The following is a 21,491-nucleotide window of genomic DNA, read 5'->3' on the forward strand; positions in this document are numbered from 1 at the left end:
GCAGGACCTTTCGCACGCTTTTGAGAGGACGCGAACGGGTTTACCCTAGCGCTGCGGCAGCGCCGTCGCGCAGATATTCATTCGATGACAGTCGCGGCCTCCGCGATGTCGAGAGCGAGTTCAGGCGGTGAGACAACATGGTTCGTGATCAGCGCGCAAGTGCCTCCACTCCGGCCGATGACGAGGCGGTGGTGCCGGGCGCCGGGGTACAGGAGCACGACAGCTCCCGGCTCGCGAGCCTGGTGTCCTTGGCCTACGACTTCTACTGGGAGCAGGATGCCGAGCTGCGGTTCACCCATGTCGCCGGGCTCGGCCTCGAACGCAGTGGTCTCGACGCTACGGCGATGCTCGGTGAGGTGCGCTGGAGCGCCGGCACCGAGCCCGTCAGCGACAACGGCAGCTGGGAGCCGCATCGGGCGCTGCTGCAGGCGCGCCGCAAGTTCACCGACTTCGTCTACAAGCGCCGCAACGCCCGGGGCGAAGACCGTTACCTGCAGACCAGCGGCCTGCCCATGTTCGCCCCCGATGGCCGCTTCCTCGGTTATCACGGCATTTCGCGCGACATCACCGAGACCGTGCGCACCCAGCAGGCGCTGCGGCAGAGCAGCACCTTGCTCGAAAGCATGTTCGACACGATGGACGAAGGTGTCAGCGTGTTCGATGCCGAGCTGCGCCTGGTCGCCGTGAACCGCCGCTTTCGCGAGCTGCTGAACTTCCCGCAGGCCCTGTACGCGCCTGGCACCCCCTTCGAGGCGTTCGTGCGGCACAACGCAGCGCGCGGCGACTATGGGGCTGGCGACCTCGAAGCCCAGGTGCGCGAACGCGTCGAGCAGGCACGCCAGTTCGAGGCCCACCACTTCGTGCGCGAACGGCCCGACGGCACGGTGCTCGACATCCACGGTCGGCCGCTGCCGGGCGGCGGTTTCGTCACTGTGTATGCCGACATCACCGATCGCGCCACTGCCGAGCGGGCGCTGCGCGAGAGCAAGCAGGTGCTGGAGAACACCTTCGAGCACATGGACCAGGGCATCAGCATCACCGACCGGCAGATGCGCCTGGTGGGCATGAACCGCCGTTGTCGTGAACTGTTCGATTTCCCCGAGTGGCTGTGCCAGCCCGGCACGCCGTTCTCGGCGTTCATGCGCTACAACGCCGAGCGCGGCGACTACGGGCCCGGCGACATCGAGGAACAGGTGCGCGAGCGCGTCGCGCTGGCCAGCCGCTTCGAGCCGCACCTGTTCCAACGGGAGCGTCCGGACGGCACCGTGATCGAGGTGCGCGGCTCGCCGCTGCCCGGCGGTGGCTTCGTCACCCTCTACACCGACGTCACCAAACGCGCGCGTGCCGAGCGGGCCGTGCGCGAGAGCGAATCGCGCTTTCGCAGCCTGACGGTGCTGTCGTCCGATTGGTTCTGGGAGCAGGACGCCGAGTTTCGCTTCACCCGCGTGGAGGGGCGCGGTGGCGACGACGGGGACGACGGCGGCCTGTCGGCGGGGCTGGGCAAGCACTGGTGGGAGCTGGGCTTCGAGGTCGAAGGCGATTGGGAAGAGCACCTGGCCTTGTTGGCGGCGCGCCGGCCCTTCCATGAAGTGGTGGTGCGCCGCACCCGGGCCGATGGCACCGTGCAGTACGTGCGGGTCAGCGGCGAGCCGATCTACGATGCCCAGAACCGCTACACCGGGTACCGCGGGGTCGGGCGCGACATCACGCAGCAAAAGCGGGCCGAAGAGCGCATCCAGTATCTGGCCCGGCACGACAGCCTCACCGGCCTGCCCAACCGCGCCTGGTTCCACGACCTGCTGACCCTGGCGCTGCATGGCGCGCGGCGCTACCAGCGCAAGCTGGCGGTGTTGTTCATCGACCTCGACCGCTTCAAGATCATCAATGACACGCTGGGCCACGAGGCGGGCGACCAGCTGCTCAAGGAGATCTCGTCCCGCCTGAAGCGCTGTTTGCGCGCCTGCGATGTGGTCGCTCGCCTGGGGGGCGACGAGTTCGTCGTGATGGTGCAAGAGATCGAGGAGCCCGAGCAACTGGTCACGGTGGCGCGCAAGATCCTGGCCGCGGTGCTCGAGCCGGTGCCCATCCTCGGTCAACCCTGCCGGGTCACGGCCAGCATCGGCATCGCGATGTACCCCGCGGCCGGCGAGGACGACCAGACGCTGATGAAGAACGCCGACATCGCGATGTATGTGGCCAAGGAAGAGGGCAAGAACAACTACCAGTTCTATTCGCCCGACATCAAGACCCAGTCGCTCGAACGCCTGGCGCTCGAGACCGGCCTGCGCAATGCGCTGGCGCGCGGCGAGTTCTCGCTGCACTACCAGGCCAAGGTGGCGCTGCAGAGCGAGGCCATCACCGGTGTCGAGGCGCTGCTGCGGTGGCACAACGCCGAGCTGGGCCCGGTGTCGCCGGCCCAGTTCATCCCGGTGGCCGAGCAAACCGGCTTGATCGTGCCGATCGGCCGCTGGGTGCTGCGCACCGCGTGCGCGCAGAACGTGGCCTGGCAACAGCAGGGCATGCCCCCGATGTGCATTGCCGTCAACCTGTCGGCGCGGCAGTTCCTGCACGACGGCTTGCTCGACGACATCGCCGACGCCTTGCGCGACTCCGGCATGGACCCGGCGTTGCTCGAGTTGGAGCTCACCGAAGGCATGGTGATGCACAACACCGAACGGGCGGTGGCCTTGCTGACCCAGATCAAGCAGATGGGCGTGCGCATCTCGATCGACGACTTCGGCACCGGCTATTCGTCGCTGGCGCAGATCAAGCGCTTCCCGATCGACGCGCTCAAGGTCGACCGCTCCTTCATCCGCGAAGTCGCGAGCGATTCGGCCGACCGGGCGATCACCGGCGCCATCATCGCGATGGGCAAGACCCTCAGCCTGACGGTGGTGGCCGAAGGTGTCGAGACCCTGGAGCAGCGCGACTTCCTGCGTGAGAACGGTTGCGACGAGATGCAGGGCTTCTACTTCAGCAAGCCGCTACCGCCCGAAGAACTGGCTGCCTTTCTGGCCAAGGAGCGCGGCGGCGGCACCTGAGGCGCCGCCACCGCAGTGGGCGACGGCGGCCGGCGGCCGTGGCGCGTGCGACGCTGCCGAAGCCGTCCCCCGCGTGGGCCGCCGGCCCCTGCGTCATTGCAGCGGCAGCAGCAGCTTGTCCATCGGGCCGATGGCATCACGGCCGTCCCGGCGGAAGCGGCGTGGCGCCTTGCGGCTTTCCACCAGCGTCAGCTTGTGGAGGGTGCCGATGTCGACCTTGGGCGGCTGGAAATGGCAGTTGCCGACGCGGGCGAACTTGGCATTGCCGTAGCCGATGACGTTGCCGAAGCTGCCGTCCTCGCGCCATTCCTTCCAGTGGCCGAAGCCTTCGCTCTTGCGCTCCGCCGTCACCAGTTGCCAGTGCATGCCGTCGTGCCCCACGGCGTTGCCGTCGATGTCGCCGGCATAGTCGCCTGTCATGAAGACCTGGTCACCCTCCTGTCGCCAGGTGCCGTTCCAGTCGAAGAAGGTGGGCGAGTACCAGACGCCCGCCAACTGCGTGCCGACCGTGCCGGTGGGGATGAAGCAGATCTGCTGGGTGGCCCACTCGTCGTGCACGTCGGACGAGTCGTCGTAGAAGGTGATGGTCCAGAGGTTGCCGTTGTTGACGACATCGGGTTTGGGGTCGGCGGACGCGGCCGAGCCGAAGGCAAGGCCGAGAGCCGCGCAACAGGCAGCGAGTGAGTGAGATTTCACGTGGGTCTCCAGTAGCTCGTGATGGGCCGATCTGCGACGGCCGATCAGCCGGGGCCGAGGAGGCGGCGGGGCATCCTGCGCAGCCGCGAACGGCCGGGCGGGACACACCGACACGGTGGCGCACAGGGCGTGCGCCGGGCAGCGCCTGTCGCGCCGCCATGTCTGCCCTCCTGTCATTCACTCTAGGCAGTGACCGCCTGCAGTTCATTCCCTCTTGAGAGGGCCAGGGGAACCCCTTGGCACGGTGTTCCGAGGCCCGATTCGGGCATCGAAAGCGCCGCCCCGGCGCACTGCACAAATTCCATCCCTAACGTCTTGCAACACTCGCCGCAACCGTCGTCCGCCGTGGCACCATGTGGACCACCGGAGGCCAAGGCATGCAAGACAGAGGCACTGCACACCACCCTCTCGACGCCACGCGCGTTCGCGACATCGGGCGAGCCCAGGTCCTGCGCGAGTTCGTGCTGTCGCGGCTCGCCTACCGGCTTGGCCGTGCCGTGCGCGCCAAGGGGTACCCGGTGCTGGCGGCCGTGCCCTCCGATGCGGTGGGCCAGCACATCTTCACCGACGGGCTCTACGAGAAAGACCTGCTGCTGTCCTTGTTCGACACGGTGCTCGCCGGCTACCGGGACGAGTTCGCGCAGGGCGTGGCGCTCGATGTGGGAGCCAACGTCGGCAACCACACCTTGTTTCTCGCGCCGCGCTTCGCGCAGGTGGTCGCGGTCGAGCCCAACCCGCCCATCGTCAAGATTCTGCAGGCCAATATCGAGCTGAACGATGTCGCCAATGTCACCGTGGTGCCGGTGGGCTTGGGCGACGAAGACGCCGATTGCCGTTTCGTGCAGAACCAGAGCGGCAACCTGGGCGGCTCGAGCTTCGCCGGCGAGTCCGCCCGCGCGACCGCAGGACGCTTGCGCGTGCTGCCGGTGCGCCGGGGCGATGACGTGGTGCAGCGGCTCGACCTCGTGCGGCCCGTGCGCCTCGTCAAGATCGACGTGGAAGGGTATGAGCTGCGGGTGCTGCGCGGCCTGCAAGCGGTGCTCGACGTCGACCGGCCGCTGGTGCTGTTCGAATCCAATCACAGCGCCGGGCCGGGCGGCGGCGACGAGGTCGCCAGCTGGCTGCGCCAGCGCGGCTACCGCCATCTCTACAGCGTGGGTCGCCGTTGGGATGTGCCCGGGCCGATCCGGCGCGTGCCCAAACTGCGCGGACTGGTCGAACTGTTGCTTGGCTGCGCCTGCGGCGGCCATTTCTGGCTGCGGGAACTCGAGCAACTGGAAGAGCGGGCCTACCGCCTGCTGTTGGCAAGCCCCGAAGCGCTGTCGTTGCCGCAGCCGTCCTGAGCGTCGGGGCGTCGGTCGCGGGCCACCATCAGGCGCGGCCGTCCTGCTCGCGGTGGTCCGGCCCGGGCGCGCCGCCGCCGCGGCGCCGGAGACGGGGAATGCGCCCCGGTGCAGGGCCGTCAGGGAGATGACAGACGGTGGCGGGCAAGGCCTCTCGTTTGCTACGCACCGGGAGGCGCTGGTAGTCCTGTCAGCGCCTGGCATGTTTTCAAGTCGCCTCGCGGGAGCCATTGGCGTGACCTGTTGTGACGCATTCGACCGCGCGTCGGGACGACGGCAGGCGCGGCGGTCTCGGCCTCGTTCCCCCGGGCGGTGGGCCCTTGCCCTCCGGCGCCGTGGGCGCCTGGCCGGCGAGCCGCAAGGAAGGGCGGGAGCGTGAGCGAAAGGCGCTACCCCACGCTGCTCTGCCTGGCCGTGTTCATGGCCGGTCTGCTGGTCGCCGCTGCGGTCGGCTGGGCCCGACACACCGCCAACCAGGCGCAGGCCCAAGCCCGCTTCGATGCGGTCACACGGCGTGCGACCGCCGATCTTCAGACCCGCATGGCGCCCTATGCCTACGGCTTGCGCGGCGCGGGCGGCGCGGTGATCGCGGCGGGCGGTGAGGCGGTGACACGGGAGCGCTTTCGGCAGTACAGCGCGACGCGGCAATTCCAGCGCGAGTTCCGCGGCTCGCGCGGCTTCGGCTTTGTGCGGCGGGTGCCCCGGGCGGAGGAAACGGTTTTTCTCGCCGCTGCCCGGCGCGACGGCCAGCCCGATTTCCGCATCCATGAATTGAGCCCGCACGAAGGCGAACGCTACGTCATCCAGTACATCGAGCCGGTCGAACTGAACCTGCAGGCGATCGGGCTCGACATCGCATCCGAAGGCCATCGGCGGGCCGCTGCGATCGCGGCGATGCGCAGTGGCAAGCCTGCGTTGACGGCGCCCATCACCTTGGTGCAAGCCAGCGGTCTGCACCGCCGCTCCTTCCTGCTGTTGCTGCCCATCTTTCAGCGCGGGCACCAACCGGCGACAGTGGCCGAGCGCGAGACGGCCTGCTTCGGCTGGGCCTACATGCCATTGGCCATGGACGAGGTGCTCGGTGACTTCAACTACTCCGAAGGCGAGTTCGCGCTGGCCCTCTACGACGTGCCGGCCGACGGGACGCCCGAACGGTTCTTCACCTCGCCCGGGTGGGACACGTCCGACACCCAGGCCTTGAGCCGACGCCTGACGCTGCCGATGTACGGCCGGCAGTGGCAGATGGAAGTGCGCGCGCTGCCCGCGTTCTTCGCCAACCTGCAGGCGCCCGATCCGCGCGCTTACGCGGGGGCCGTGGCAGCCACGTTCGCACTGGCGGCGGTGCTGCTGTACGTCTGGCTGCTGGGGGCCGAGCGAGAACGCCTGGTGCGCACGCAGCAGGCCCGCATGGCCGCGATGGTCGACAGTTCGCAGGACGCCATCGTCGGCATCTCGCTGCAGGACACCGTCACCGACTGGAACCGGGCTGCGGAGCGCATCTTCGGCTACACCGCGGCGCAAGCGCTGCAGCGGCGCCTGGTGGACCTGATCGTGCCACCCGAGCGGATGCAGGAAGAGATGCGGCTGATCGAGCAGGCGGCTCAGGGAGAGGACGTGCCGGTGTTCGACACCGTGCGTTTGCGGCAAGACGGCGGCCGGGTCGATGTCTCGGTGTCGCTGTCGCCCATTCGCAGTGCCGACGGGCGCATCACCGGCGCCGCCAAGACGCTCCGCGACATCAGCCGGCGCAAGGCGGCTGAAGCGAAGATCCTCGACCTCAATGCCACGCTGGAGCAGCAGGTGTCGCAGCGCACCGCGCAATTGCGGGCCTTGGCCGCCCGTGAGCGTGCGATCCTGGGCAGTGCGGCAAGCGCCATCATCGCGACCGACACCGAAGGGGTGGTGGTGCTGTTCAATCCCGCCGCAGAAGCCATGCTGGGCTGGCGGGCCGCTGATGTGATCGGCCGGTTGGGCATGGCGCACTTCCACGACCCGGGCGAGCTGCAGGCGCGCGAACAGGCGCTGGCCGCCGAGCTGGGACGACCCCTACGCCCGGGGGAAGTGTTCGGGGTCGGTGCGCACGGCGGGCCCGCGGAACACCGGGAATGGACGTACGTGCGCCAGGACGGCACGCGCTTGCCGGTCTTGCTGAGCGTGAGCGCGGTGCGCGACGACGCCGGCCACAACACCGGCTTCATGGCGGTGGCGGTGGACTTGTCGGAGCGCAAGCGGCTCGAGCGCGAGTTGCTCGACCTCAACCAGGCGCTCACCGAGCGCAGCGTGCAGGCCGAGGCGGCGACCCAGGCCAAGAGCGCCTTCCTGGCCAACATGAGCCACGAAATCCGCACGCCGATGAACGCCATCATCGGCCTGACCCAGCTGATGCGGCGCGACAGCGCCGACCGCGCCACGCGCGAGCGGCTCGACATGGTCATCGATGCGTCTCGCCACCTGCTGGCGATCATCAACAACGTCCTCGACCTGTCCAAGATCGAGGTCGGCAAGCTGGCGCTCGAGCAGACCGACTTCGACCTCGACCGGCTGCTTGCGCGTACCTGTGCGCTGGTGCGAACCGCCGCGCGAGACAAGGGCGTGGAACTGGTGCTCGACCTAGACGACACGCCCAGCTGCTTGATCGGTGACCCCACCCGGCTCGAACAGGCCCTGCTCAACCTGGTCGGCAATGCCGTGAAATTCACGCCGACCGGCTCGATCGTCGTGCGGTGTCGCTGCATCGAGCGCCGCGAGCAGGACTTGCTGGTGCGCTTCGAAGTCGTCGACACCGGCATCGGTGTGCCGTCCGACGCCATCGACAAGGTGTTCGGCGCTTTCGAACAAGGCGACAACTCGACCACCCGGCGCTACGGCGGCACCGGTCTCGGCTTGACCATCACCCGCCAACTGGCGCAGCTGATGGGAGGCGACACCGGGGCCAGCAGCCAGGCGGGCGCGGGCAGCACCTTTTGGTTCAGCGCCCGCTTGCGCGTGGCGCCGCCCAACCTTGCGAGCGCGACGGCCGCCGCCCCGGTACTGGACGGGCGTCGCGCGCTGATCGTCGAGGATCTCGACGCCGCCAGCCAGGCGCTGGGCGAAATGCTGAAGCGGCTGGGGGTGCGGCGGGCCGACCGCGCCGCGTCGTCCGCGCGCGCCGTCGAGATGGCGCGGGCGGCACAGGTTGCGGGCGAGGCCTACGACGTGCTGCTGATCGACTGCGAGCTGCCGGCGCGCGGCGGTCTCCATCTCGCGCGCGAGCTGTTGCGCGGCGACGCGGGTGTTGCGGGCGGCGCCGTGTGCTTGTTGCTGACGCTGGGCGATGCCGATGCGGTCCGCGCCAAGGCCGGCGATCTGCAGGGCGTGTGTGTGCTGGAGAAGCCGGTGTCGATGACCTTGATGCGCGAGGGCTGCATCGCCGCGATGTCGCCCGCCGCGGGCCTGCCCGCCGCGCTCCCGGCGGAGGGCCGCGGCGCGCTGCAGGAGCCGCGTTTCGAAGGCGCCCGGGTACTGCTCGCCGAAGACAACCCGGTGAACCAGCTGGTCGCCGTCGAGCAACTGCAGTCGCTGGGTTTGGAGGTCGACCTGGCGCCCACCGGCGTTGCCGCGGTCGAGCAGGCGCGCGCAGCACGCTACGACCTGATCCTGATGGACTTGCACATGCCGGAGATGGACGGTCTCACCGCCACACGTGAGATCCGACGCCTGGCGCAGCACCGCTCCACGCCGATCCTCGCGATGACCGCCAGCGCTTTCGGCGAAGACCGCGACGCCTGCCTCGCCGCCGGCATGGACGATCACATCTCGAAGCCCGTCGAAACCTCGGTGCTGATCCGCACCCTGGGTCGGTGGCTCGGGAGCGTCGCCGACGCCGCGGCCCGCGGCCCGCAGCACCCGCCTGAAACGGGCGGGCGACGGGGGCCGCACGTGGCCCGCTGACAACACCTTGCATCGGCTCGGCGGCCGGCGCGCATGCTGCTGCCGCTCCGGCCGGGATGGCGCACCGCGGCACCCGCTGTCGACCCGTGCCAGGACGGCGAGCCCCCACTACGGCGGCCGGGCGCAACCGCTTTGTGCGCCTTCGCCGCCACCCTTGTGGCGTCCGCTTTTGTCCTGCTGCCGCTGCCGCCGTCTGGCTACGCTGCCCCTGGCGGCTGCCGCAGCGCCACCCCCTTCGGCGTGCTTGCTCAAACCTCGGGCCCTTGCACAAAATCGCCCGACACAACACCCACACGATGGATGAGGGAACGGGTATGGAACTCGCGCAATTCGAGCGCATGGTCGAGCGCCTGGAAGCCGAAAGCCAACGCTCGCCGGGCCTCTACCAACTCAAGGTGGCGCTGCTCGCGCTGCTCGGGTTTGGCCTGCTGGCGCTGATCCTCGGCTTCGCCGGGCTGGCCTTGCTGCTGATCGGCGGCCTGCTGGTCGCGGCCGTGCTGACCGGCGGCAAGGCGCTGATCGTGCTGTTCAAGCTGGGCAAGCTGCTGGTGCTGCTGGCCGTGCCGCTGTGGTTGTTGCTGAAGTCGTCGCTGTCGGCCTTGTTCACGCGCTTTCCGCCGCCGCAGGGCCGCGAGCTGACGGCAGAGCAGGCCCCCGCCCTGTTCGCGGCGCTGGACGAGATGCGCCGGCGCATGCGCGGGCCGCGCTTCCACCATGTCTTGATCACCGACGATCTCAACGCCGCCGTCGTGCAGCGGCCCTTGTTCGGTTTGTTCGGATGGCCGCGCAACTACCTCTTGCTGGGCCTGCCTTTGCTCGAGAGCCTGTCGCCCGAAGAAGCGCTGGCGGTGGTGGCGCATGAGTACGGACACCTGGCCGGTGCACACAGCCACTTCGGCGCCTTCATCTACCGTTTGCGCGCGACCTGGGGCAGCATCCAGGCGCTGTCGGCGCAGTGGCAGGGTTTTGGCGGCCGCTGGCTACAGCGTGCCGTGAGTTGGTATGCGCCGTACTTCAATGCCTACACCTTCGTGTTGGCGCGTGCGCATGAATACCAGGCCGATGCGGCCTCGGCCGAACTGGTCGGAGCCGCCACTGCGGTGAGCGCCCTCAAGCGCGTCAACGTCAGTGCCGCGGCCTACGACACCTTTCTCGACGACACCTTTGCCGCCGCACGTCAGCAGCCCACACCGCCCGCCGACCTGGCCGAGCAATGGGCTCACCGTGCGGTGCTGCCGCCGCCATCGGAGCACGCACAGCAGTGGCTGCAGCGTGCGCTCGATCGCGAGGCCGACGTCACCGACACCCATCCCATCCTGCGGCGCCGCATCGAGGCGCTGGGCGGCAACGTGACCGCCGACAGTGTCGCGGCCCATCTGCCGTCGGCCCTGACCGGTCCATCGGCGGCGCAGACCTGGCTGGGCCGCGAGGCGAGCCGTCTGCGCCAGGCGATGCAGACGCAATGGCACGCCGAGGTGGCCGAGCGCTGGCGCCAGCACCATGACCAGTGGCAAGCCAAGCGGGCTCGCCTGACCGAACTGCAAGGCCTGCCGACGCCCGAGCCCGATGAGCAGATCGAAATCCTGCAGCTGAGGCTGCAGTTGCACCCCGACGACGACCATTTGCCGGCTCTGAGCGAGTTCAACGCGCAACATGCCGACCATGCCCTGGGCCTCTACCTCGAAGGCTGTGTGCGCCTCGATCGCAATGACGACAGCGGCCTCGCCTTGCTCGAGCGCACCGCCGTGCTCGACCCCGACGCCGTCAAGCCGGTGTGCGACAAGGCCTATGGCTTTTTGAAGCAGCGCGACGACCCGCGGGCCGACGACTACGAGCGGCGCTGGCACGAGCGCCACCTGTGGGAGCTCGAGCGACAAACGCAGTTCGACCAGTTGTCGCACGACCACGAGCTGCGCCCGGCAGAACTGCCGGCCGAGACGCAGGCCGCCGTGCTGGCCCTGGTGCGCCGGCATCGCAAAGGCGTGGCCCGCGTGTGGCTGGTGCGCCGCGTGCTGCCGGCCGATGCCAGCGTGATGACCTATGTGTTGTGCCTGGAGCTGACCGTCTGGGCCCGTTGGCGCGGCCACCACGGCGCGATCGTCGATCGACTCGCGAACGAAAGCTGGCCGCTGCACGTGATCATCTGCGCGCAGGATCGCCAGCCGAAGGCGTTCAAGCAGCGGGTGCGGGCGGTGCCGGGGGCGGCGCTGGGCTTGGGCTGAAAGTCCCGGTGCGGCGTTTCAGATGAGCAGATGATCGGTGGCGACGAACGGCGGCGGTGAAGGCAAGCCTCACCTGCCGCGCAGCTCTCGAAACTGCCAGACGATGTCCACCACCCGCTGTGCCGCATGGCTCAACACGGTGCCGGCACGCTGGGCCACCGCGAGCCGCCGCGTCACCGCGGGCCGCAGCGGCACCACCTGTATCTTGCCGTCCAGCGTCTCGCTGGGGTGCTCGAACGGCAGGATGGCCGCGCCGTACCCTGCCGCCACCAGGCGTCGCGTCACCTCGTTGAACAGCATCTCGATGCGCGCGGTAGGGTGCAACCCGGCCGTCGCAAACCAGGCCATCGTCTGCTGGTGCACAAGTGTCGTCGGCTCGTTGAAGATCAGCGGCCGGCTCGCCAGCCACTGCGGCGTCACCGCCTTCGGCGCCTTCCAGCGAGCCGGCAGCAGCGCCATCATCGGCGTGTCGCGCCACGGGCTCACGCTGAGCCCCGGGAAGGCGGCCTGAGGTGTCGCCACCAGGGCCAGATCGACATCGCCGACGAACAGCCGGTTCATCAGCTCGGCCGAGCGCGCCACCGACACCTGCACGTCGATGCCAGGCAGCTCGGCATCGAGCCGCTCGAGGATGCGCGGCAGCAGGTGCACCATCGCGCCCGAAGAGCTGCCCAGGCGCACACGCGCCACCTGGCCGTCTCGATGGCGCCGGACCAGCTCGACCGCCTCGCCGGCATCCCGCAGCAGCTGGCGCGCGCGGGTCACCAGCACCTCGCCGGCGCCGGTCGGCGTCACACGGCGGCCGCCCCGCACCAACAGCTGCGTGTCCAGCCTGGTCTCGAGTTCGCTCACGTGCAAGCTGACCGTCGGCTGCGCCAGGTGCAAGGCCCGGGCGGCCGCGGAAAAGCTGCCGAGTTCGGTGACGGCGACCAGCGTGCGCAGCTGGTCGAGGTTGAGTTCTCGCATCATGGTTCCTGATGGCAGCGCTCAGCAAATTCAACTTTGCCTATGGCCGCAAGATCGGCAGCATAACGTCGATGTCCGTTGCCCCACCTCCCACCCCTTCCGCTGTGCTGTCGGTCCGCGCGCTGGTCATGCTGTGCGTGCTGAACCACCTCGCGCTGACTGGCAGCCGCGTCGCGGTCTCGCTGAGCGCGCTCTCGCTGGGCGTGCCGGCCTTCCAGGTCGGCCTGATGATGGCGCTCTTTTCGCTGCTGCCGACGCTGGGCGCAGTGTGGCTGGGGCGTTGGGTCGACCGCGGCGGGCCACGGGTGCCGGCCTTGGCGGGGATGGTGGCGCTTTGGGCCGGCCTGCTGCTGCCCGCATGTCACTGGGCCCCGGCGATGCTGTGGCTGACCGCCGCCACGGCCGGGGCGGGGTACAACGCCTTGTTGCTGGCCGTGCAGGCTCAACTCGGCCGCTGTCGCGACGACGCAGGGCGGGCCCGTGGCCATTCGGGCATCGGGCTGGGCACCGCCCTGTCGGGCTGCCTGGGCCCACTCGTCGCCGGCCAGGCGATCACGCATGCCGGAGGCGAACTGGCGTTCTCGTTGCTGGCGGCCTGCTCGCTGATGGCGTGGGTGGGCGCGATCGTCACGCGACGCGGGCTGTCCGACGGGGCTGACGATATGCACCTGACGGCGCATCCCGCCCGTCTGTCCGTGCGGCAAGTGCTCGAGGCGCGGGGTCTGCGGCGCATCCTGCTCGTCGACTTGCTGGTGGGCGTGGCGTGGAATGCCAATACCTTCCTCGTGCCGGTGTTCGGCGCTCACAACGGCTGGTCAGCCGCAGCAGTGGGCAACCTGCTGGCGGCCTACAACGCTGCAGTGCTGCTGGCCCGGGCCCTGCCCGCGCCGTGGCGGCAGCGGCTCGGCGACGCCCGCATCATCCGCTTCGCGCTGGCGTGCAGTGGGCTGTGCTTTTTGCTGTTCCCATTGGCGCACGCGCTGCCGATGGCGTTTGCGCTCGAGTGCGTGCTCGGGATCGGCCTTGGCAGCGCATTGCCGAGCGTGCTCGCGCTGCTGCATGCGGAATCGCCCGCCGGGCGCGGCGGGGAGGTGCTCGGGGTGCGTTTGGTCGTGCTCAACGTCAGTGCCGTGGTGCTGCCGATCGGCCTAGGCGCCGCCGTCGGTGCATCGCTCGGCCTGGCCACGGCGATGGCTGCCTTGGGCGCCGTGCTGTCGTGCTTCGCCGCGATGCAGCGCCCGGCACAGCGGCCGGCCAAGTCAACGTCACAGTAAGACTACGCAGCGCGCAATTGCCCGTTCGAGGCGAGTTGATCGGCCGCACTCGCGTGGCCTGTCGATGTCCCCATGAAGTCGATCATCGTGGCGGTAGCCCTGTTGAAGAGTTCCCCGAAGTAGATCTCGAAGTGGGATGAGTCAAAGTGAACCGCTTGGCCCCTCGGGGCCAGCCGGGCTGCTTTTGCGGCGATCGTCGCCGGGCAGATTTCGTCTCGATCGCAGACCACCATGAGAAGCGGTGGTGCGATACGAGATGCGTGCCGGATCGGGCGGTACAGAGGCCACAGCGTCAACCTTGCGGCGACCAAGTTCATCCAAGGGGACGGCTCATCGATCATGGCGTGGTAGCTTTTCTCGGCCCCAAGCTTGGTCATCAAGGCGAGTTCACCGGGCTCTCCAGCAAGCTTGATGTATCTGGGAGACATGCCAAACCAGCCGCGGAATTGGTCAACCAGGGCGACCGGCAACCATTGCAAGAGCTGGCGCAGCGGCGTTCCCATGGCGACGGCCAAGCCATCGGTCACGGAGCACTGAGAGATGACACCCGCGAGGTCCGGCCGGCGAGAGCCGACAACGAGCGCGTGCCCCCCACCAAACGATGTTCCGAACAAGAAGACCCGGCCCGCATCGATCTCCGGCCGAGACTTGGCGCACTCGATGGCAGCTTCGATATCTTCGTGCTGTTTCCCGATCGCGCACAAATATCGGGGTGTCCCGCTGCTTGCGCCCCAATGACGGTAGTCGAATGTCAGAACCGCGTAGCCCGCTTGCGTGAAGCGTTCAGCGTAGTGTTGCAGTCGGACTTGGCGAATCGCGCCGATGCCATGCGCGATCACGACACACGGACGTGGGCCGGCAGGCGCATCGGGCAGATACAGCCACGCCTCGCAATGATCTTTGCCTGAAGGGAAGCTGAGGTCTTGTCGCTGCACTTGCGATCCTTGGTAGAGAGATGGACTGCGGCAATAATATGAGGGGTTCCTCAGGTTTCAAACTCGCATTTTCTTTCGATGAGCTGCCTATGAAGTCCAAGACGTCCCTTCCCTCGAGGAAGCACCCGGTTCAAGAGCGTTCCCGACAGACTGTGAAGGCAGTTCTTGAGGCAACCGCTCAGGTTTTGGTTCAACGGGGGTATGAAAGGACGACCACCGGGGCGGTGGCCGAACGAGCCGGCGTGAGCATCGGGACCTTGTACCAGTACTTCAGCAACAAAGAGGCCCTCGTCGCGGCGCTGATCGAGGAGCACGTTCAGGACGTGTTGACCTTGGTGGAAACGGCGCTGGCCAAGCATGCGTCCGAACCTTTGCCGGCAGTCCTGCGCGCCTTGATCAAGGCAAGTCTGGACGCACACCGGCTGAATCCCGAGCTTCACAAAGTGCTGATCGAGCAGGTGCCGCGAGAGGGCGCGCTGGCCGCCGCCATGGGCATCAGCGAGCGCCTGACCGAGATGCTGAGGACCCACCTTCGAGAGCGTTGCCCGGGCTTGCCGCCGTCGCGTATCAGGCTGGTCGCATTCGTGGCGGAGTCCACCGTGGAGGCATTGACACATCGAGCCATCATCGAGGGCCCGCGCTGGCTGACAACGGGTGCGTTGGAGGCGGAGGCCATGGATCTGCTATTACCATATTTGACTCACTCGCTGAGTGCATGAGTCCGGGTGAACGCCCGAATAGCGGGTTTGCCAAAAAAATCCCTGACGAGGCTGAGTCTCAAACCGGCGAGTGCCCACCCCGGGCCAGCCACCCGGCCGACCTTGTGGCAGCATCTCGCCATGCTCGACGTGGTGGTCTTTTTCTTCTTGCTCGGCGTGCTGGCCCGCGTGGCCGGTTCTGATCTGCGTCTGCCCGAGGCGCTGTACGAAACGCTGTCGATCTATCTGTTGCTGGCCATCGGGCTGAAGGGCGGCATCGAGCTGTCGAAGCAACCGCTGGGGGCCTTGCTGCCGCAGGTCGGCGCGGCCGTGGCGCTGAGCTTCGCGATCCCGTTTGCGCTGTACCCGCTGCTGCGCGCGCTGCGGCTGCGCCCGCCGGACAGTGCGGCCTTGGCGGCCCACTATGGTTCGGTCAGCGTGGTGACGTTTGCCGTGGTGACGGCTGCACTGGTGCGCTCCGGCATCGGCCATGAGAGCCATGCTGCCTTGTGGGTGGCGGTGATGGAGGCGCCCGGCATCGTGTCCGGCATCCTGCTCGCACGTTTGTCCAAGCTGCGCGACATCCGCTGGGGTGCGCTGCTGCACGAGGTGCTGTTCGGCAAGAGTGTGCTGCTGCTGGTGGGCGGCATCCTGATCGGCTATGTGGCCGGTGTCGAGGGTACGGAGCCGATCCGCGCCGTGTTCATCGACCCCTTCAAGGGCGTGCTGGCGCTGTTCCTGCTGGAACTGGGCCTGGTGGCCGGCGGCCGGCTCGCCGAGGTGCGTCGCTTCGGCGCCGTAGTGGTCGCGGTGGGGGTGATGGTGCCGCCGCTGCTCGCGGTGGCCGGTGCGCTCACTGGCTGGGCCTTGGGGTTGTCGACCGGCGGTGTCGCCGTGTTCGCGACCTTGGCGGCGAGTGCCAGCTACATCGCGGCCCCGACCGCGATGCGCTTGGCGGTGCCCGAGGCGAACGCCGCCTTGTCGATCACCGCGGCGCTGGGCATCACGTTTCCGTTCAATATCGTGGTCGGCATTCCGCTCTACATCCAGCTGGCCGGCTGGCTGACACGTTGAGCGGGCCGGCGCACGCGGGGGGGGCAACATGCAGGAAGGAGGCCGATGATGGCGATCACGAAACACCGACGCCAGTTGCTGGTGATCATTGCCGAAGCCACGCTGGAGAAAGCGCTGGTGCGCGACGTGAAGCGGCTGGGAGCCCACGGCTACACGGTCTACGACGTGCGCGGCGAAGGCTCGACCGGTGTGCGCGAAGGCGCCTGGGAAGCCGACCGCACGATCGAGATGAAAGTGATCTGCGAAGAGGCCATCGCCGACGCGATCGCCGAGCATGTGTTGGCCCAGTACGCGCCGAACTACGGCGTGACGATGTTCTTCACCGACGTGCAGGTGCTGCGGCCGCAGAAGTTCTGAGGCGTTTGGCTGGGTGGGTGGCAGTGCGTCGGCGCGGCGGCTGCCATCAGAGCGTGTGTCGTGTGACCGAGCATTAGTCCACACCGCGCGGTGCGAAATTTCCTTAAGCCTCCGGCACTGGGGGTCGAAAACCCGAAAGCTCTACAACAAAAGCCACCGGCGTGTCTGCGCTGGGTCAAAAAGGGGACTCCCGATGTTCTGGAACGCGCTTTCCCTGCGCTTGAAGTTTTTCGCCGCGTCTGCGCTGACGCTGTGCCTGACCGTCCTGCTGGTCGTGCTGTTCCAGACGGAGCTGGCCCGACGCGACCAGTTGGAGCGGGTACGCGACCACGAGCTGCCCGCGCAGTTGTCGAGCGTCGCGGGGCGCGTCGAGGCCCAGCTGAACAAGGTCATCGCGGGTTCGGAAGCGCTCGCCAACAACACCTACCTGAAGGCCTGGATCGAAGCCGGTGCCCCGTTGGAGCAACAAGCCGCAGTCGAGGCCGCGATGGCGCAGGTGCAGCGCTCGCTGAAGGCCAACGCGGCCTTCATGGCCACCACGCTGCCGGACGGCAGTGTGCGCTACCACCACTGGGAAGGCGGCAAGCTGCAATGGCGCTTGCTGTCGGCCGAGACACCGAGCGACAGCTGGTATTTCAACTATCTGAAAAGCGGCCGTCCCTACGAACTCAATCTCGACAGCAACCCGCTGAGCAAGAGCGTGATGCTGTTCGTCAACTACCGCAGCGACGCACAGGGCGCCGACGGCCGCCCCCTGAACGTGGCCGGCGGTGGGCTCGACATGACGCAACTCGCGACGCTGATCCGCGAGGTGCGCGTCGGCAAGAGCGGCGCCGTGATGCTGGTGAAGGCCGACGGCGTGGTGGACGTCCACCCCGACCCCGCCCAGGCCGGCAAGGTCGACCTGTCCAAGCTGCCCGGCTTCGCGCCCCTGCTGGCCGATCAGTGGAAGGCGGTGCGTGAGCGCGGCGTGAGCGTGCAGCAGACCCGTCTCGAGGACGGCCAGGTGGCCTTCGTCGGCGCCGTCTACCTGCCCGACCTGCAGCGTTACCTGGTGGCCAGCATGCCGCTGCAGGAAGTGACGGCCGGCATTCGAGAAAACCAATGGTGGACCTTCGCCGCCGGCGCCGCGTTGCTGGTGATGGGGCTGGCCCTGCTGTATCCGCTGGTGGGCCGGCTCATCGGCCCGCTGGCCACGCTGCGCCGGCAGGTGGCCGCCGTCACCGACAGCCTGGACCTGTCGGCGCGCTTCGACGTGACCGACCAGTCCGAGATCGGCGAGATCGGCCGCCAGCTGAACCGCTTCATGGACCGGCTGCAGCAATCGTTCGAATCGGTGCGGCATGCGTCCGACGACATCCTGGCGCGCTCACTTGCGATCGCCGAGGGCAACCAGTCGTTGTCCGGCCGCACCGAGCAGCAAGCCGGCTCGCTGCGCGAGACCGCGACCAGCATGGAGCAGATCTCGGCGTCGGTGCGCCAGAACGCCGACAGCGCCGGCCAAGCCCGCGGGCTGTCGGCCGGTGCGTCAGACGTGGCGCGCCAGGGCGGCGAGGTGATGGCCCAGGCCGTCGAGACGATGGACGCCATCTCGCACAGCGCCTCGCGCATTTCCGACATCGTCGGCGTGATCGACGGCATCGCGTTCCAGACCAACATCCTCGCGCTCAATGCCGCGGTCGAGGCGGCACGCGCCGGCGAACAAGGCAAAGGTTTTGCGGTGGTGGCGAGCGAGGTGCGCTCGCTGGCCCAGCGGTCGGCGCAGGCGGCACGCGAGATCAAGCAGCTCATCGCGGAGTCGAACGAGCGCGTCAGTGCCGGCTCGTCGCACATCGAGCGTGCCGGCAAGACGATGCGCGAACTGGTCGACGCGGTGCAGCGCGTCAGCGACATCATGAGCGAGATCTCGGCCGCGTCGGGCGAGCAGGCGCAAGGTGTGGCCGGCATCAACAAGGCCGTCGCGTCGATGGACGACGCGACCCGGCAGAACGCCGCGCTGGTGCAGCAATCGGCGCAAGCGGCGGCCGGGCTGCGCGAGCAGGCAGGGCGGTTGGTGGAGGCGATCGGGGTGTTCCGGCTGGGGCGGGGGGAGCGCGGGGGCGTTGTCGCGGGCTGATCGCGCCCGGGCGGCTGTGCCGGTCTGCACCGCGGCCAGCGTGAAGCTCTAATGGCGAGCTTCAGCACCACCACCTATCGTCTCTTCCGCTGAAAAGCGCACGCTTGAACCGGGTTCGGGGGACAGCAGCGACCCTGTGACACTGATTTGTGAGTAGAGTGCCGGCCACCGGGAAGGAAGGGAATTGGCGGTGGACAGGTCCTCGACACGTTGGATCGGCTGGGCCGCGCTGATATGCGCATTGATGGTGCTCGGAGCCTGGTTTTGGTGGAGGTGGTCGATCCGGCCGCTCGATGACCAGGAGTTCCGGGCCGTGATTCGTGAAATCGACGCGATGGTGCAGACCGACGAGCAGGACGTCTACGCTTTTGTCGTGCGCGAAGCCACCCCGAGCAGGATCGAACGGCTTTATCGCAGCGATGCCGTGCATCGGTTGTCCACTGACCGACTTCAAAACGGTCTGATCTTCGCCGGGCGAGGTTCACTTCTCAGATTCGACGCGCCTTCGGACATCGTGAAGCGCGTCGAGCGTTGGTTTTCATATGGAATCCAAGCGGCACGTCGGGATAAGAGGTTGTGGACGAGCCACGTGCACTTGTACGGGCCATTCCCTGGTTGGGACGACGAGCCGGCGGCCTTCTTGACGCTTTGGAACTGCATGCCGCAACAGGCATGGCTGTATCCCGACCGATCTCCCTTCGATCCCACAATTTCCGCTCGCTACACCGGCCTGGTAGCAGGCAGTTCCGCCGAGCGCGATTTCGGACAGTGCGTGCGCGAGCGAAGCGGCCGGATCGCCGCGTTCAATGCCGCACAAATGGTGCGCGACGCCACCGAGCGCCAGCAAATGGCTGCGCGAATGGAGCCTTTCCTCACTCGACACTTCGCACGGCATCTTGCGAGTCGCGGCTGCAAGGGAACAGGGCCTGACGACTGTGTGCTGATTGCCCTGCTATGGTCTAGCCTCGCACCCTCGGACCCCCGGCTGGCCTCGGCACTACAACAGTTGGAACCTGAAATCCAACCGGGCAGCAGGCTCTCGACAGGCCTCGGCATCGAAGCCAGCGACAGCAGAGAGGACCGCAGACTTCGCTTAGTGAAGGGTTTGCGACAGGCCGCTTTTCTGCGAGCCAAACTCATCTCGCTTACCTCCGCACCGGCAGCATGGCCCGCCGGCACACTGCCCGATGCGCTTCGCCAGTTGGCCCGGTTGCAAACAGAGCTTGTCCTCGCGAGGGACGATGCTCAACGTAGCTGGTCGGACTTCGATCTGGCGCACGCCAACGAGCCGATCAACCCGTGGCCCGTGCTCGGTACAGTGGTGGAGAGCCATGCAGGCTTGGTCGCCTTGGGGGAACAGATCACCGCACTGGAAGTCCCATCGGATTGCAGGCACCACGGTCCATGGTTGCAACATCTGCCGACATCTCTGCTCACCTCCATCGCCGTTAAAGGCTGGACCGCGGGCCGGCCTTCCCAGTGCCTGCAGCCGGACTGGGACTGGCTACGCCGGGACTCAGGTGCTGAAGCGGGTCAACTGCGCGCGGCGCTGGTTGCGTTGCTCGGGGGCCCTTCGGGGTGGGCACACGAGGAAATCTTGAGCGGGCTCACCGCGCAAGCGACCCTCTGCTTCAATGACAGTGTGGGTGATGCGCCGGCTCACGTGCTGGTACTGTGCCGAGCCTGGGTCTCGCAGCCGCAGAAGATGCATGAGCGTCCGTCGGCCGACGGCCGACGCGCGACACACCCCGAAACCTTCGTAAGGCTGCAGCTGCCCGGCTTCCCCAGCACGCGCTCCGCGCAGCCCCCCGATGCCCCTCAGGAGCACGACGCGTGGTTGAAGGACTTGCTGGGGCGCCTCGGCGCACCCGATCCCGACATGGCTATGGTGGTGAACGCACTGCGCAACTCGAGCGGCCAAGTGATCACGATACAGGGTTGGCGCAGCCGCGATGGCCAGCAGCAGGTGATCGAATTGCAGTTGATGCCTGTCAATAACGGGGCTGGGCTCCATGCTGCCGCGCCTTCATGGCCGTACGGCGGTGATCGCTTGCTGCTGTTGCTCTCGTCCGGTCGATTGAAACCCGTCGGCGTGCCGGCTCGCTTTGCGTACCAGTATGATTCAGGCGCCATAACGAAGGTCACTGATATGGACCATGATCAGCGACCCGAAGTGTGGCTTACCGGCCCCTTCGGGGAATGCGACGATCCGGATTCGGTGCCAGGGATCTCCTGTGCTGTCGAGGCGCGCCACATGGGGGAGATCTGGGCTGACACACTCACCTACTTCAAGGCCAGCGTGCCATAAACACTCACTGTTCGGCCAACAGGCGTGTCGCTGCAAGCGACCCTGCCGCTCACGCAGTTCATCGTCATCAGCGCCGATCTTGCTTTGTGTCGCTTGCTTGGCCGGGCGGTTCGACCGTCCGGCTTTTCAGCGCAGCCGCTGCTTGATCCTGCACATGTTCAGCAAGCGAGATCAGCTCATGCGTGGGCATCGCAAGACCCGCGGCCAGGCGGTCGACCATCAGGATCGTAGGTGACAAGGCTCCACACTCGATGGCTTCGACCGTGCCGACCGGTACCGCAGCCCGGTCGGCAAGCGCTGCAGGTGTAAGTCCCAGCGCAACGCGACGCTCTCGGAGCACTTGTGCGAACGCTTCGGAGAGGGTCAAGGCTTCCTCCAGCCACAGGGGAGGCCAATCTCGCACGGACACGACGCCTTGTCTTCACACCGCAGTGGGAATCGCATCGCTTCGCCACCATTGACGTGAAGCACGTGTGCGGCAAGCGATGGCATGGCGTTCAAGGGCAGCGTCGCATTCCCTCTGAGGCCCGC

The 21,491-nt window shown here is 67.6% G+C and carries 14 protein-coding genes and 1 pseudogene; 11 read left to right on the forward strand and 4 right to left on the reverse strand.

The window, feature by feature from the left end; all coding sequences use genetic code 11:
* The first annotated feature begins 137 nt into the window (after nt 1-137).
* Nucleotides 138-3,041, forward strand: a complete 2,904-nt coding sequence (locus AAW51_RS27800) for a PAS-domain containing protein (protein ID WP_083438040.1) — start codon at nt 138-140, stop codon at nt 3,039-3,041.
* Nucleotides 3,042-3,134: 93 nt separating this feature from the next.
* On the opposite strand, the gene AAW51_RS03355 is transcribed toward AAW51_RS27800, so the two are convergent.
* Complete coding sequence (locus AAW51_RS03355; RefSeq protein WP_047193480.1) at nt 3,135-3,737, reverse strand: hypothetical protein; 603 nt, start codon at nt 3,735-3,737, stop codon at nt 3,135-3,137.
* Between the two features lie 377 nt (nt 3,738-4,114).
* On the opposite strand from AAW51_RS03355, the gene AAW51_RS27805 reads away from it, so the two are divergent.
* The 3 genes from AAW51_RS27805 (at nt 4,115) to AAW51_RS03370 (ending at nt 11,232) form a co-directional block, all read left to right on the forward strand.
* Nucleotides 4,115-5,080, forward strand: coding sequence for an FkbM family methyltransferase (locus AAW51_RS27805; RefSeq protein WP_169787973.1), 966 nt, complete (start codon nt 4,115-4,117; stop codon nt 5,078-5,080).
* Nucleotides 5,081-5,455: 375 nt separating this feature from the next.
* Complete coding sequence (locus AAW51_RS03365) at nt 5,456-9,010, forward strand: CHASE domain-containing hybrid sensor histidine kinase/response regulator (protein ID WP_053013297.1); 3,555 nt, start codon at nt 5,456-5,458, stop codon at nt 9,008-9,010.
* A 314-nt stretch (nt 9,011-9,324) separates the two neighbouring features.
* Nucleotides 9,325-11,232, forward strand: a complete 1,908-nt coding sequence (locus tag AAW51_RS03370) for a M48 family metalloprotease (RefSeq protein WP_047193481.1) — start codon at nt 9,325-9,327, stop codon at nt 11,230-11,232.
* A 69-nt stretch (nt 11,233-11,301) separates the two neighbouring features.
* On the opposite strand, the gene AAW51_RS03375 is transcribed toward AAW51_RS03370, so the two are convergent.
* Nucleotides 11,302-12,201 carry a LysR family transcriptional regulator gene (locus tag AAW51_RS03375; protein ID WP_335337658.1) on the reverse strand — a complete coding sequence of 300 codons (900 nt, stop codon included), beginning with the start codon at nt 12,199-12,201 and terminating at the stop codon, nt 11,302-11,304.
* Between the two features lie 68 nt (nt 12,202-12,269).
* Here AAW51_RS03375 and AAW51_RS03380 point away from each other — a divergent pair, with 68 nt between their 5' ends.
* The gene (locus tag AAW51_RS03380) at nt 12,270-13,472 is read left to right on the forward strand and encodes an MFS transporter (protein ID WP_169787974.1); all 1,203 of its coding nucleotides are present in this window, start codon (nt 12,270-12,272) and stop codon (nt 13,470-13,472) included.
* 2 nt (nt 13,473-13,474) lie between these two features.
* Here AAW51_RS03380 and AAW51_RS03385 read toward each other — a convergent pair whose 3' ends face one another.
* On the reverse strand, nt 13,475-14,407 hold the full coding sequence (locus AAW51_RS03385) for an alpha/beta hydrolase (RefSeq protein ID WP_169787975.1): 933 nt from the start codon (nt 14,405-14,407) through the stop codon (nt 13,475-13,477).
* An 89-nt stretch (nt 14,408-14,496) separates the two neighbouring features.
* Between AAW51_RS03385 and AAW51_RS31315 the strand changes: the two are divergent.
* From AAW51_RS31315 to AAW51_RS03410, 6 genes and pseudogenes are all read left to right on the forward strand, one after another.
* Nucleotides 14,497-14,649 (forward strand): annotated as a pseudogene (locus tag AAW51_RS31315) (TetR family transcriptional regulator); the annotation flags it as partial.
* A complete protein-coding gene (locus tag AAW51_RS03390) occupies nt 14,650-15,126 on the forward strand; it encodes a TetR family transcriptional regulator (RefSeq protein WP_238947748.1) in 477 nt (158 codons plus the stop codon).
* Between the two features lie 120 nt (nt 15,127-15,246).
* Nucleotides 15,247-16,179, forward strand: coding sequence for a sodium-dependent bicarbonate transport family permease (locus tag AAW51_RS03395; RefSeq protein WP_047193485.1), 933 nt, complete (start codon nt 15,247-15,249; stop codon nt 16,177-16,179).
* Nucleotides 16,180-16,224: 45 nt separating this feature from the next.
* Entirely contained in the window at nt 16,225-16,536 is a 312-nt protein-coding gene (locus AAW51_RS03400) for a P-II family nitrogen regulator (RefSeq protein WP_238947749.1), read from the forward strand.
* Nucleotides 16,537-16,729: 193 nt separating this feature from the next.
* The gene (locus AAW51_RS03405) at nt 16,730-18,652 is read left to right on the forward strand and encodes a methyl-accepting chemotaxis protein (RefSeq protein WP_047193486.1); all 1,923 of its coding nucleotides are present in this window, start codon (nt 16,730-16,732) and stop codon (nt 18,650-18,652) included.
* Nucleotides 18,653-18,965: 313 nt separating this feature from the next.
* Nucleotides 18,966-20,960: a hypothetical protein gene (locus tag AAW51_RS03410; protein WP_157359593.1), complete on the forward strand. Its 1,995-nt coding sequence runs from the start codon at nt 18,966-18,968 to the stop codon at nt 20,958-20,960.
* A 67-nt stretch (nt 20,961-21,027) separates the two neighbouring features.
* Here the strand turns inward: AAW51_RS03410 and AAW51_RS28915 are convergent, their stop codons facing one another.
* On the reverse strand, nt 21,028-21,327 hold the full coding sequence (locus tag AAW51_RS28915) for a helix-turn-helix domain-containing protein (RefSeq protein ID WP_169787976.1): 300 nt from the start codon (nt 21,325-21,327) through the stop codon (nt 21,028-21,030).
* Nucleotides 21,328-21,491 lie beyond the last annotated feature (164 nt).

This window comes from Caldimonas brevitalea (genome assembly GCF_001017435.1).
GTDB lineage: Bacteria > Pseudomonadota > Gammaproteobacteria > Burkholderiales > Burkholderiaceae_C > Caldimonas > Caldimonas brevitalea.